12 protein-coding genes are annotated in these 14,218 nt (G+C 46.0%); 1 reads left to right on the forward strand and 11 read right to left on the reverse strand.

All coding sequences use genetic code 11. The features are described from left to right. On the reverse strand, positions 1-696 hold the full coding sequence (gene queC / locus M4S28_RS10360; protein WP_249631746.1) for a 7-cyano-7-deazaguanine synthase QueC: 696 nt from the start codon (positions 694-696) through the stop codon (positions 1-3). Positions 697-756: 60 nt separating this feature from the next. After that, positions 757-1,425, reverse strand: a complete 669-nt coding sequence (gene queE, locus M4S28_RS10365) for a 7-carboxy-7-deazaguanine synthase QueE (RefSeq protein ID WP_017082671.1) — start codon at positions 1,423-1,425, stop codon at positions 757-759. A 185-nt stretch (positions 1,426-1,610) separates the two neighbouring features. Here queE and M4S28_RS10370 point away from each other — a divergent pair, with 185 nt between their 5' ends. Next, positions 1,611-2,420, forward strand: coding sequence for a Cof-type HAD-IIB family hydrolase (locus M4S28_RS10370; protein WP_017093206.1), 810 nt, complete (start codon positions 1,611-1,613; stop codon positions 2,418-2,420). A 100-nt stretch (positions 2,421-2,520) separates the two neighbouring features. On the opposite strand, the gene M4S28_RS10375 is transcribed toward M4S28_RS10370, so the two are convergent. The 9 genes from M4S28_RS10375 to prpB form a co-directional block, all read right to left on the reverse strand. Next, on the reverse strand, positions 2,521-3,933 hold the full coding sequence (locus M4S28_RS10375; RefSeq protein ID WP_249631747.1) for a bifunctional NUDIX hydrolase/phosphatase PAP2 family protein: 1,413 nt from the start codon (positions 3,931-3,933) through the stop codon (positions 2,521-2,523). A gap of 72 nt (positions 3,934-4,005) precedes the next feature. Next, positions 4,006-4,485: a GNAT family N-acetyltransferase gene (locus tag M4S28_RS10380; RefSeq protein WP_017100229.1), complete on the reverse strand. Its 480-nt coding sequence runs from the start codon at positions 4,483-4,485 to the stop codon at positions 4,006-4,008. Positions 4,486-4,682: 197 nt separating this feature from the next. After that, the gene (locus M4S28_RS10385) at positions 4,683-5,084 is read right to left on the reverse strand and encodes a YMGG-like glycine zipper-containing protein (RefSeq protein ID WP_004733606.1); all 402 of its coding nucleotides are present in this window, start codon (positions 5,082-5,084) and stop codon (positions 4,683-4,685) included. A 238-nt stretch (positions 5,085-5,322) separates the two neighbouring features. After that, complete coding sequence (locus M4S28_RS10390; RefSeq protein WP_009846621.1) at positions 5,323-5,769, reverse strand: hypothetical protein; 447 nt, start codon at positions 5,767-5,769, stop codon at positions 5,323-5,325. Positions 5,770-5,916: 147 nt separating this feature from the next. After that, the gene (locus tag M4S28_RS10395) at positions 5,917-7,821 is read right to left on the reverse strand and encodes a propionyl-CoA synthetase (protein ID WP_249631748.1); all 1,905 of its coding nucleotides are present in this window, start codon (positions 7,819-7,821) and stop codon (positions 5,917-5,919) included. A gap of 118 nt (positions 7,822-7,939) precedes the next feature. Then, the gene (gene prpF / locus M4S28_RS10400) at positions 7,940-9,112 is read right to left on the reverse strand and encodes a 2-methylaconitate cis-trans isomerase PrpF (protein WP_135381965.1); all 1,173 of its coding nucleotides are present in this window, start codon (positions 9,110-9,112) and stop codon (positions 7,940-7,942) included. 9 nt (positions 9,113-9,121) lie between these two features. Then, positions 9,122-11,758, reverse strand: coding sequence for a Fe/S-dependent 2-methylisocitrate dehydratase AcnD (gene acnD / locus M4S28_RS10405; protein WP_249631749.1), 2,637 nt, complete (start codon positions 11,756-11,758; stop codon positions 9,122-9,124). Between the two features lie 101 nt (positions 11,759-11,859). Then, the gene (gene prpC, locus M4S28_RS10410) at positions 11,860-13,074 is read right to left on the reverse strand and encodes a bifunctional 2-methylcitrate synthase/citrate synthase (protein WP_249631750.1); all 1,215 of its coding nucleotides are present in this window, start codon (positions 13,072-13,074) and stop codon (positions 11,860-11,862) included. A gap of 147 nt (positions 13,075-13,221) precedes the next feature. Next, positions 13,222-14,118 carry a methylisocitrate lyase gene (gene prpB, locus M4S28_RS10415; RefSeq protein ID WP_243583519.1) on the reverse strand — a complete coding sequence of 299 codons (897 nt, stop codon included), beginning with the start codon at positions 14,116-14,118 and terminating at the stop codon, positions 13,222-13,224. Between the last annotated feature and the right edge of the window lie 100 nt (positions 14,119-14,218).

Genomic DNA, 14,218 nt, shown 5'->3' on the forward strand with positions numbered 1-14,218 from the left:
TTATTTATTCTCAGTCTGTTTGCGAACCAACTCAGCCATAATACCTTCACGATCACCTAGGTAATCGTTAAGGCCAACTTTACGCAGTTCACACGCTGGACAATCGCCACAACCATCACCGATGATGCCATTGTAACAAGTCAGTGTTTTATTGCGAACAAGCTCAAGTGCTGAGTACTGGTCGGCCAACGCCCATGTTTCAGCTTTGTTGAGCCACATTAACGGTGTTTTAATATCAAGCGGCTTGTCCATACCTTGTACAAGCGCAGAGTTCATCGCTTTCACAAAGTCATTACGACAATCAGGGTAGCCTGAGAAATCAGTTTCACACACGCCCGTGATTATGGTATTTGCACCGATTTGGTAAGCGTAAATACCCGCTAAAGTTAAGAACAGAATATTACGACCAGGAACAAAAGAGTTTGGTAGTCCATTCTCTTGCAGCTCATGAGAGACAGGGATATCGTCACGAGTCAGAGAGCTGATAGCCAGTTCATTCAACAGAGTTACATCCATCACTTTGTGTGCTTTCACACCAAGATCTTTTGACAACGACTCAGCCACTTCAATCTCTAGTCTATGGCGCTGACCATAGTCAAACGTAATCGCATGAACTTCTTCATACTCTTTTAAAGCTTGAACAAGACACGTTGTTGAGTCTTGACCACCACTGAATACTACGACTGCTTTTTTCATCTTAAATCCTTACGAGAATCTTCTACTAGCGACTTATCTAGGCCAGTAAACAAATGCAACCTATGCGATGCTCAAATATTTGTGAGTTTGAATAGATAAACGCCAGTTACGTTCAATACAGGTATCAATACACAGTTGCGTTGCACGTTCTTTTTGGCTAATAGGCTGAAGTGCAATGACTGTATTTTCAGGAACATCGGCTCTAGCAATAAGAGCATCTAGTTGCTCGATATCTTTACCTGTACCAACAGGGTGCTTGATTTCATTCGCACGAACGAGTGCACTATCAAGGATATCCAACTTGGCTTTCATTGCGACCTTTGGTGACACCGTAACCCAAGTGTCCGGTGTGGCTTTTACTTCCGATGTTCCGCTGGTCTCAATCTGGCAACGACAACCGTGCTGCTCAAATGCTTCAGTAAGAGGGACAAGATCATAGATGCACGGCTCACCACCGGTAATCACAATGTGCTTAGCGGTGTAACCTTGCTTGATGTATTCATTCACGATTCCTTGCGCATCAATTGCAGACCAAGTCGGTGAATCCTCTGTCTTAACCATAATATCACCAAGGCTCGTTTCATCTTCCGGCAACGCTTCCCAAGTCTGTTTGGTATCACACCAAGAACAGCCTACAGGGCAAATTTGCAGTCGAACAAAAACAGCAGGAACGCCGGTAAATACGCCCTCGCCCTGGATGGTTTCAAACATTTCATTAATCTTGTACAACTTACCCTCAGCTCAATCATTTGATGAAATTAATCAACCGCAGACCTTAAAGCACTTGCCCCTTTTGGTCAAACAAATGAGTACTGATAAATGAGTTGATCAAAGCCCTAGCCTGAACTTTCAAGTTCCCTTATCCTTTCGCCCATTAGATTTCGTTAGCTTTTAATTTTTTAGTAAGGAACAACATGTACAAACTGATTGCTCTTGATATGGATGGCACACTGCTCAACAGTGATAAAGTAATTTCTCAAGAGAACAAAGACGCGATTGCCAAAGCACGCGCTGCAGGTGTGAAAGTGGTTCTGGCTTCTGGTCGTCCTTTAGAAGGCATGCAGAGTAAGTTAGACGAGCTTTCAATCAACGGCGAAGATGACTTTGTGCTCTTCTACAACGGCTCTATGGTTCAAAACGTCTCTACAAAAGAACTCATTCATAGTGAGATCAGCAATGGTAAAGCCGCGAAAGAGATCGCAGCCCTCGCTGTACAGCTTGGTGGTTATGTTCATGCATTCAGCAAGATTCATGGCTTAATCACGCCTGAAAACAATGAGTACACAGCTATTGAAGCGCGTATTAATGGCTTAGAGATTACCGAGTTCGACTTTTCTCAACTAGAAGATGACCACGAAATCATCAAAACTATGATTGTCGCAGAACCAAGCAAGCTGACTGAAATCATCGGCAAGTTGCCACAAGAGCTTAAGACTCAATTTACTATCGTGCAAAGTGCACCATTCTTCTTAGAGTTCCTAAACCCGAATTCAAACAAGGGTGTCGGTATTGAGGCGATAGCTAAGCACTTGGGTATTACAGCAGAAGAAGTAATCTGCATGGGTGACGCTGAAAACGATCATCATATGCTTGAATACGCTGGTCTTGGCATTGCAATGGAAAACGCAATGGAAGAAACCAAGAAACTGGCGGATCACATCACAGCGAGCAACGACGACCATGGTGTAGCGGTCGCGATTGAGAAGTTTATCTTCAACTCATAAACGCTCAGCAGCTATAGTGAGAATTACTTTTTGCTTGTTGCACAAATGACAAAGGCTGTGCACTGCACAGCCTTTTTTGATTTTATATTAGTCGGTTCGCCTACTCTCTTTTCCATGGCAGACGAAACGCCACTACACCAAATAGAATCAAGATTGGGAAACGTAAGGTCTCAACGATAAATGAAGCGATGCCACTGAATGAGACGAAACTTCCAGCCCAGCTAATCAGTAGATTCCCCGCTAACAACATCGCCATCACTCCAAATACAATCTTGAATGAGAACTGGCCGACCAAAGGCTTCGAATCCGTTAACGTTACTAAGCATGCAATCGTCATCAAAATTACTACCCAGAAAGAGAATGTTGGCAGTGGCCATATCACCGCGAGAACAATCGACAGTAAGCACAATACCCACCAGACACCTTTAGAGCTTAATAAGGCACTAATATCAACATCAGGTTTCGCATCTAATCTCACTATGTGCCAAGTCGTTAACGCGCCCAATACGCCTCCCATTAAGACATCACTAAAGAACGCACTGCCTGAATAAGACGTAAATAGCATAATCCACAGTAGGCCCGCGAGCACTATCAAAATCGATTTTTGCTCCAAGAGGCGCTTTAGTTTCCAAAAGACTAACAAGGTTAAACTCACCCATAAGCCAGCCAATAAACTTGGAAAGCTATAGCCACTGCTCATCACTAGCTTCAATGTTGGCAAGTAAGCATGCGGACGTGGAAAACCAAACCCTTGGTGGGCGATTAAAGTGAGCAATGTTACCGAGATCAAAGTGAAGCCAAACTTCAACGCGAAGTTACGGCCAAAATGCCAAGCAATTAGCGGCAATATCACGATGAAAATCCATGGCTTCGCTAACGAGTCAGTTAAAAGCACAGTATTCGCAAACACGCTTGGCATCTTATCGAACGCGTTTTGAAGCGACACAATCCAATTTAATTCAACTTGATGGACTTTCGGTGCCGCGCCCACCAGCTCAGTCACATACGTCACAGGTTGATCTGTCGCGGATAGAAAGAATTCGTTAATCTCAGACCATTGCTCTGGGTAACGGTATTGATTGGCTTGCAACTCCGTAGGTGGCAATAACATCGCGCGACTGACTTCCACACCATAATGAGGAGCAAACCAGATTGGTAGCTCAAAGCCACCTAACTCATTTCGAGCTTTGTAACTGATCACTTCAGAGTCAGAGACACAATCATACACAACGGCACTATCGGTATAACCCAGTACATCACCGACCGTTACCGACAAACCCGCCTCTTCCCAAGTTTCTCGTTGCGCCGCGACCGATGGCGGTTCACCAGAAACCACAGTGCCTCCCGGTAGAGACAATTGACCTGTAATCAACTCATCAACCAACACGATTTGGTTATCAGCACGTACTACACACAAGGCGCCCGCAATATGATCGGGCAAAGTGTTGCTTGCCCAAGCGGAAGTAGTACTCAAAAGAGATAATATGAAAACTAATAAATATCGAATAGCCAACGAGTTTACCTAAAAATAAGAGAAAAAGTTAAAGACTGCTCTAGTGTAATCAAACACGCACAAAATCGCTGTCTACGTTTTGTGCAAAGCCTTCCTCATCCATTGAATGTGAGGTGTGAACCCCATTTTTTGATAGAAGTCCTTGGCAGGTGAATTAAAGTCCCAAACCTCTACAAAGACTTGTTCAACCCCATAATCATCAAAAGTCGCTTCAACTTTGCTAAACAACTTTTCAGCAATCGATTCTTTTCGATAATCAGGCAAGACAAACAGTTCATCGACACTCCCCATCGGCACTGGTTTACTCACCGTTGAGATAAGCTCACAAAAATGTCCGGAGATAAAGCCAACAATGAGCTCACCTTTTAATGCCACATAAACCAAGCATTCAGGATCATCCAAGTAACGTGCAATGCTTTTTTCCTGCTCAATCTCTTCTGCCGTTTTAAAGTGCTCTGGGCTAGCAAGGTGGTGATGATGGTGGAGATCGAACATTAACTCGTTAAGTTGTTCCAAATCCGTGTGTTTTGCAGCCCTCAAAGTGACATTCATGACTATTGCGCTTCTCAAACCAAATTAATATCTAAACTGAGTCTAGTTTACTTGCCGTGAGTATCTATACAAGTTATTGAATTGATTCATTGTTTGAAGTGCGTATTTTAGATACAAAAACGGCCACATTACGTGGCCATTCTGTTTGAATGATTTTCAATTAAACGAATGTCGAGGCTTTAGCTTTAGTTGTAGCTTTATGCACCGTTGTCCTCTTTCTCTTCTTTGAGATCAGCAAGCTGTTGTTCTAGTTCAATAAGCTTAATTTCAGCCTCTACTTCAGCAACTCGCTTTTCTGCATCGGTGCGATTGTCTTGCGCCAGACCATCAGCAGTGACTTGGGTTCGTTGTGCGTTTCTTGCATCATCCGTATCTTTCATTGAACCAGCAACACCACCGGTCACACCACCCAATGCAGCACCCTTCGCGGCTAAGCTCGCATCTCCAGTTAGAGCGCCTGCTGTCGCTCCTAATAAAGCACCACCCACAGCACCACGATTACGTGCAGCATTCTCATTTTCGTTATCCATTGCTGGTGATGCGCAACCAGAAAGAGTCACAATCAGTGTCGCTAAAAGAAAAGGTTTAGTGAATTTCATAGGAGTCTCGCTTAGTTCTTCGTTTGGAGTAGAGCCATCTTAAGCAGAACCGTTAATGAGATAAATAAAGCCACGTTTAGACGATACATCATGTTCAGTTATGTATCATTCAACCATCGCATAAGTTCTTATTGATATATATCTTTGAGCTCGCCTTAGCCTGACAAACAAAAAAGGCGACCAATAAGGTCGCCTCAATCTAGCTTTCTCAATAATTTTTGTATTTCACATGTCGCTCTTAGCCTTTGGACCAAAAGTTTTGCATATTTTCTGCGCTAGGTGGTGGCCTAACACCGCAATCTCGATAATGATTTTTATCGCCGATCCCCAGTATCTTGCCATTTTCGTCATCAATCATAGCGGCTACTTTGACACCGTCTCCCACATGACGAGTCAACACGACAATTTCACCGGCTCTTTCAGACCTTACCGCGCCTAAGATTTGATATTCGTAGCGACCTTTCCTTGAATTAACGATCATCTTCGAGTTAATCGGGTCGGCTTCATACCCCACGCCCATATCAAAAACTGCTTGATAGAGATCGACGCCAGTCTTGGACACACATTTAAATATCTTGGGATGACTCAATGGCTCTAACAACGCTCTACTCGCTTCATCCTTTGAAATACTGGCACTAGCAGCACCACTGACCAGTAAAGCAATCAACAAAAAGTAAGCTCGCATAAAAAGACCTCAATATGTGGGGTTCATAATGAGGTCATAGTAAACGCAATGGATAAGCGGATGAATAAAGTAGAGTTTAGGTAAACCATCACGCTGGGTTATGTATAAATCAACAAGCCGAAGGTGAGATTACCTAAACTGCGACGTCTATTTGCCGAGCTTTTCAGCAATTTCAGTTAAGCTGGTAGGGTCGTCAATCGTCGAAGGCACCACATATTGTTCGCCTTCTGCGATCTGTCGGATAGTTCTGCGTAAGATCTTACCTGAACGTGTCTTGGGTAGTCTCTCAACAACCAAGGCTTGCTTAAAACAGGCTACCGCGCCAATCTCATTGCGAACCTTGCCAACCAACTCCGCTTGTAACTCAATGCCATCGACTTTTACGCCATCTTTTAACACAACTAGACCTAAAGGAAGTTGTCCTTTCAAGTCATCGTGAATACCGACTACCGCACATTCTGCAATGGCTGGGTGACCACCCACGATCTCTTCCATTTCTCCAGTCGACAAACGGTGTCCCGCTACGTTTATCACATCGTCGATACGGCCCATGATAAATAGATACCCATCTTCATCAAGATAGCCACCGTCCCCAGAAACATAATAGCCCGGGAACTGACTCAAATAGCCGGATTCAAACCGATCATGATTGCGCCATATCGTGGGTAAACAACCAGGCGGCAATGGTCGTTTAAGTGCCACAAACCCTTGTTGATTCGTTTGTGCGATTTCACCCAACTCATTGAGGATCTCCACTTGGTAACCCGGAACAGGTTTAGTGGAAGAACCCGCTTTTACAGGCAAAGATTCAAGCCCTGTCGGATTGGCGGAAATGGCCCAGCCTGTTTCCGTTTGCCACCAGTGGTCGATAACCGGTTTATTGGTATGAGATTCGACCCAATCCAATGTTGGCGGGTCTAAGCGCTCGCCAGCCATGAAAATCGACTTGAGCGATGATAAGTCATACTTGGTGAGCAACTCGCCTTCAGGATCTTCTTTCTTGATTGCTCTAAACGCGGTTGGCGCAGAAAACAATACATCGACGTTGTACTCTTCACACACACGCCAGAATGCGCCGGGATCTGGCGTTCTTACTGGCTTACCTTCAAACAAAATGGTCGTACAACCATGAATCAATGGTGCATAAACAATGTAGGAATGCCCCACTACCCAGCCGACATCAGAAGCTGCCCAAAACACACCATCTTGCGGCATATCGTAGATAGTGCTCATCGAGTATTTCATTGCAACCGCATGACCACCATTATCGCGCACCACGCCTTTTGGCTTACCCGTAGTCCCTGATGTATACAAGATATATAGTGGGTCAGTTGCTAGAACAGGCACACACACATGAGGTAATGCGTCGCTAACCGCTTGCTGCCAAAGTACATCACGTTCATTGTTCAATTCGGCTAGAGACTGCTCTCTTTGGAATACCACCACTTTCTCAGGCTTCCAGCGGCTGTCCATGATCGCCCTGTCGACCATAGGCTTATATGGCAAGACTTTGTTTATCTCGACACCGCAGGAGGCAGTAATCAACACCTTGGGTTCAGCATCTTCGATACGAACGGCAAGCTCATGAGGAGCAAACCCACCAAACACCACCGAATGCACCGCGCCTAGTCGTGCACAGGCCAACATTGCCATCGCCGCTTCAGGAATCATTGGCATGTAGATCACCACACGATCGCCTTTGGTCACGCCTTGCATGGCTAACATACCTGCGACTTTTGCCACTTGGTCACGCAATTGATTGTAAGTGTACGAGGATTGAGTCCCTGTAACTGGAGAGTCGTAAATCAGCGCCGTATTGCCACCTCGCCCATTTTCACAATGATAATCAAGCGCCAACCAGCACGTATTCATTACCCCATCAGGAAACCAACGCTCAATACCGTTATCGTCAGTTTGTAATATCGTTTTTGGTGGTTCAAACCAATCTATCGCTTGTGCTTGTGTTTCCCAGAACGAATTGGGGTCTTCCCTAGCCCATTGATACTCGGTGATATAGTCTGTTTTTCTGTTCATTCGATTCGTAGCAGACATAGTGCCTCCTCCATGATTTATCCATTAGTCCAAGCGCCTAGCTTTTGGCAGTAGCACTTGATTGCACTCTTTTCTCAGCGTTGTGTTCGTGAGCATTTAACCGTTCACGACAATCGCTTTACTTAGGAAAAGGCACTCGAATGGCACCTTCCATGATCACTCGGGCACTACGACTCATAATTGCCCGTTCTATTTTCCAACCACTTTCCGTCTGAATAGCTTTAGCACCCACTTTTAAGGTTCCTGACGGGTGGCCAAAGGTCACAAAATCTCGGGAACCCTCACCGGCTGCCAAGTTCACTAACGTACCTGACACACTCGCCGCTGAAGCAATGGCGACCGCTGCCGTACCCATCATGGCGTGATGCAGTTGTCCCATAGACAAAGCACGCACCAGAAGGTCAGTATCTTCGACAGCAACCGATTTACCACTGGAGGCTTGGTACGCTTGAGGATTAGCAACAAACGCGACTTTAGGTGTATGTTGACGTGATTCAGCTTGTTCTAAAGAATCAATAAGACCCATCGCTACTGCACCATGTGCTCGTATGGATTCAAACAGAGCCAAGGCTTTGGTATCACTATTGATATCTGATTGAAGTTCAGTGCCTTGGTAACCAACCGATTCAGCATCAACAAAAATGGTGGGTATCCCAGCATTAATGTATGTCGCTTTGATGCAACCCAGATCGGGAACATCTAAAAAATCGACAACATTCCCTGTTGGAAACATAGAACCACTCGCATCGGCTGGATCTAGGAAATCGACTTGGATCTCAGCAGCGGGGAAAGTGACACCATCGAGCTCAAAGTCACCTAACTCTTGGACTTCCCCATCAGCGATAGGTACATGAACAATAATGGTTTTCTCTATGTTCACTTGCCATACTCGCACCTCGACCACACCGTTTTCTGGAATACGATTCGAATCGACCAGTCCACTATGAATTGCAAATGGGCCTACGGCAGCAGACAGATTGCCGCAGTTACCGCTCCAATCAACGAACGGCTTGTCTATTGCTACTTGGCCGAATAGGTAATCAACATCGTGATCGGCTTTACTGCTTTTCGAAACAATAACGGTTTTGCTGGTGCTGGATGTTGCGCCACCCATGCCATCGGTTTGTTTGCCATAAGGATCTGGACTACCAATCACGCGCAGAAGTAATGCGTCTCGAGCTTCTCCGGCAACTTGCGCAGCTTCAGGTAAGTCACTTAAGTTGAAAAAGACACCTTTGCTTGTTCCGCCCCGCATATAGGTAGCAGGTACTTTTATCTGTTTGATGTTCATAACTAGCTCCTAATTTGCAAGAAAGTCTTTGGCGAAACGTTGCAACACTCCACCAGCGCTATAAACATTCACTTCGTCTGCCGTGTCTAGTCGGCAGGTCACAGGAACATCAAGCTTTTCACCGTTTTTACGAGTGATGACTAGAGCTAAATCAGAACCTGCTTCAATGTCATCGTACACGTCGTAAAGCTCGGTGCCGTCCAACTCTAAGGTATTGCGATTCGTTCCTACTTTGAACTGCAGAGGCAATACACCCATGCCAACTAAGTTGGTTCTGTGAATTCTTTCAAATCCTTCAGCCACAATCACTTCAACACCCGCTAAACGCACACCTTTGGCAGCCCAATCACGTGATGAACCTTGTCCATAATCCGCACCCGCCACGACAATCAAAGGCTGTTTACGGTTCATGTAGGTTTCTATCGCTTCCCACATTCGCGTAACTTGACCTTCGGGTTCAACTCTTGCTAGTGAACCTTGCACGACTTCTCCAGCGTCCTTAACCATTTCGTTATACAGCTTAGGGTTGGCGAATGTTGCTCGTTGCGCGGTTAAGTGATCACCTCGATGGGTCGCGTAAGAGTTAAAGTCCTCTTCCGGCACTTCCATTTTGGTGAGGTATTCCCCCGCTGCGCTCGAAGCGAGAATCGCATTTGAAGGGGATAAGTGATCGGTAGTGATATTGTCACCCAGAATCACTAAAGGTCTCATACCAGATAGGCTTCGTTCTCCCGCAAGAGCACCTTCCCAATAAGGTGGTCTGCGAATATAGGTACTTTGAGGTCGCCAGTCATAAAGCGGTTCAGTCGTCACCTGTTCCTCGTCTGGCTGGAACATTTTCACGTAGATTTGTTGGAATTGCTGAGGCTTAACATGCTCACCGACAACGGCATCGATCTCGGCATCACTCGGCCATAAATCACTTAAGTAGATTGGCTTACCATTGTTGTCGGTGCCTAAGCTGTCTTTCTCGATATCAAATCGAATCGTGCCAGCCAAGGCGTAAGCAACCACCAATGGCGGTGAGGCTAAAAACGCTTGTTTTGCATAGGGATGGATTCGACCATCAAAGTTTCGATTCCCTGACAACACAGCGGTTGAGTACAGGTCGCGGTCGATGATCTCTTGTTGGATAGCAGGATCCAACGCCCCACTCATTCCGTTACAGGTAGTACACGCATAACCCACGATACCGAAGCCTAATTGTTCCAGCTCAGTTAGCAAACCTGCCGACTCAAGATAGAGCTTGGCAACTTTAGAACCCGGCGCAAATGACGTTTTTACCCATGGCTTACGAACTAATCCAAATTGATTGGCTTTCTTCGCAACTAATGCCGCGGCGACTACGTTTCTTGGGTTGCTGGTGTTGGTACAAGAAGTAATTGCCGCAATGATTACGGCACCATCGGGCATCTGATCATCGCTGTACTGCTTAGCATGCTGCTCTTTCCAAGATGCTTGGCTAATACCTTGTTCAGCCAGCTCTCTGGTTGGCAAACGGCGATGAGGGTTCGAAGGCCCTGCAAGATTGCGCTCTACCTTCGATAAATCAAACTCTAATACACGTTCGTATTGAGCAGAATCTAGATCGTCAGCCCATAGCCCAGCTTGCTTAGCGTAGCGTTCAACTAATTCAACCTGTTCTGGTTCTCGCCCTGTCAGCTTGAGGTATTGAATGGTCTGTTCATCAATGTAGAACATGCCTGCCGTCGCCCCGTACTCAGGCGTCATGTTTGATATAGTCGCACGGTCACCAATGGTCAGTGCACGCGCCCCTTCACCGAAGAATTCCAAATAGCTTGAAACCACTCTCTCATTGCGAAGGAACTCAGTAATCGCAAGCACAATATCCGTTGCGGTTATCCCTTCTTGTCTTTGACCCGTAAGCTTAACGCCCACGATGTCTGGCAAGCGCATCATAGACGGACGACCGAGCATCACAGTCTCAGCTTCCAAGCCGCCCACACCAATCGCAATAACGCCCAGAGCATCAACGTGCGGTGTATGGCTATCGGTACCAACACAGGTATCAGGGAAAGCGATGCCCTCTTTGGATTGAATCACCGGAGACATCTTCTCCAAGTTAATCTGGTGCATGATCCCGTTCCCCGCAGGAATCACACTCACGTTCTTAAACGCGGTTTTACACCATTCGATAAAGTGAAAACGGTCTTCGTTTCTGCGCTCTTCAATCGCTCGGTTTTTATCAAACGCTTGGTTATCAAAGCCTGCGTGTTCCACTGCAAGCGAATGATCAACAATCAGTTGGGTTTCAACTACGGGGTTAACCTTGGCAGGGTCTCCACCTTGGTCGGCAATCGCGTCTCTTAATCCAGCCAAATCTACTAGGGCTGTTTGACCTAGAATGTCATGACACACTACGCGCGCAGGATACCAAGGGAAATCTAGGTCGCTCTTACGTTCAATGATCTGTTTTAAGCTGTCTTCAAGCGTTTCAGAATCACAGCGTCTTACCAATTGTTCCGCCAACACTCGCGACGTATAAGGCAAGGTTTTATAAGCGCCCGGGGATATTGCTTCTACCGCTTCGCAAGCGTCGAAATATTCTAAATGGGTTCCGGGTAAAAGTTTCCGGTACTGATTTTTATCAAGGTACTGAGCTTGTTCAAGTTTTACATCAGACATACATCCACCATTATCTGTTAAATTCTATTCGTTGGTTCTCAAGGCCTTATCACATGAAGAGAAAAGTCACCTCGAGATATAAGTCGGCTCGATATAGAGGACTAACGTAAATGGATTGGTAGCCAGTCTTGATGCTCTGGCCCGGTGTAGTCTGCACTTGGACGAATGATGCGATTATTTTCTCTTTGCTCGAATACGTGTGCCGTCCAACCCGTAAGGCGGCTCATCACGAAGATAGGAGTAAACAATTTGGTTGGGATGTCCATGAAGTGATAAGCCGATGCATGGAAGAAGTCAGCATTACAGAACAAGCCTTTCTCGCGCTTCATTACCGCTTCAACACGCTCAGAAACGACGTAAAGCTGCTTATCTCCCACTTCTTGAGCTAACTCTTTTGACCAACGCTTGATTAGCGCATTTCGCGGGTCGCTTTCGCGGTAAATGGCATGACCGAAACCCATGATTTTGTCTTTGTTAGCAAGCATCTGCATGATGTTAGTTTCTGCTTCATCAGCGGTTTGCCAATCTTGGATCATTTCCATCGCCGCTTCATTCGCACCGCCATGTAAAGGACCTCTCAACGTACCAATCGCTGCGGTGACACAAGAGTGGATATCTGACAGTGTGGATGCACACACACGAGCGGCAAAGGTTGAAGCATTAAACTCATGTTCCGCGTAAAGGGTTAGCGAGCAGTGCATCACCTTCTTATGAAGTTCACTAGGTGTTTTATCCGTTAGCATTTTCAAGAAGTAGCCACCCAGACAGGCTTCACTTTGATCTTCAGTATCAATTCGCACGCCATCATGACTAAAGCGGTACCAATAACAAATAATGGCAGGGAAAAGCGCGAGCATTCGTTCAGTCGCGGGCAGTTGCTCAGAAAAATCAGTCTCTTGCTCTAGATTACCTAGCATTGAACAACCTGTTCTCATTACATCCATTGGATGAGCGTCTGCGGGGATCAGTTCTAAGGCCGCTTTCAATGGTTGAGGTAAGCCGCGCAGACCAACTAACAAGGCTTTGTAGTCATCGAGCTCTTTTTCAGTGGGTAAGTGGCCTCTTAGTAGCAGATGTGCCACTTCTTCGAACTGAGCATGATTAGCAAGGTCGGTAATATCATAACCACGGTAGGTTAAGCCGGTTCCTGACTGGCCTACGGTACATAGCGCCGTAGTTCCCGCACTTTGGCCACGTAGACCAGCACCACCGATTGCAGGTGCGCTGGCTGGTTTGCTTTCGGGTTTTTCGCTTTGTTGTGGGTTTTCTGTTGAAGCCTTATCGACAGCTGCTTTATCACTCAAAGATACAGACATGGTGAACTCCTTTTCTGTGTTAGCCGCCTGCACTCTTTGGTGCTGCCTGTTTATGTGTCCGATGATCTTTATCATCGGTACTGGATATGGCGACTAACCATTTCACGTTATTGGATTAAGTTGATTTTTGATTAATTGAAACTGGTTTTACCCTTCACTTGAAAACAACTGATCAAGCTTGTTCTCGTAGTCGTGGTAATTAAGGTGTTCGTAAAGCTCTTTACGGGTTTGCATTGAATCCAACAGAGCTTCCTGATTGCCTTCAACTAACAAGTGCTTGTAAACATTCTCAGCCGCTTTATTCATCGCACGGAACGCACTCAATGGGTAAAGCACCATGTCGACACTCGATTGCGCTAACTCATTACAGTTGTAAAGTGGCGTTTGCCCGAATTCAGTTATGTTCGCGAGAATAGGCACATGCTTACCCGTTGCTGATTTCAAAGCTGCCGAGAACTTCACGTATTGGTCGAGTTGATTCATCGCCTCAGGGAAAATCATGTCTGCGCCCGCTTCAACACACGCAATCGCTCGTTCAATCGCACTGTCTATTCCTTCAACCGCCAATGCATCCGTACGAGCCATAATCACAAAGCTTTCGTCGGTTCTAGCATCAGTTGCAGCCTTAACTCTATCGACCATCTCTTGCTGACTTACAATCGCTTTATTTGGTCGATGACCACAGCGTTTCTGAGCGACTTGGTCTTCCATGTGGATTGCTGCTGCGCCTGCCTTCTCCATAGCGCGAATCGTACGTGCAATATTGAATGCGCCACCAAACCCCGTATCGATATCCACCAGCAATGGCAGATCACACGCGTTGGTAATACGTTCAACATCGACCAACACATCGTTCAATGTCGTAATACCTAAATCAGGCAAACCATAAGACGCATTGGCGATGCCTCCACCCGACAAATAGATCGCCTGATGCCCCAAGTTCTTTGCCATCATCGCGCAATACGGATTCACCGTACCGACGATCTGCAATGGGTCGTTGTCTTGCACAGCTTGTCGGAACCTTGCTCCTGCTGATAACTTCATAATGACGCTCCCTGTTAATTGTTTATTTCTAGCTAATCTTTAAGACTTACGGCTTTTGGTTATCGCCAGCACTGATCCGCTGACAGATTCCAATGGTCGC

It is taken from the genome of Vibrio sp. J383 (assembly GCF_023503985.1).
Taxonomy (GTDB): domain Bacteria; phylum Pseudomonadota; class Gammaproteobacteria; order Enterobacterales; family Vibrionaceae; genus Vibrio; species Vibrio splendidus.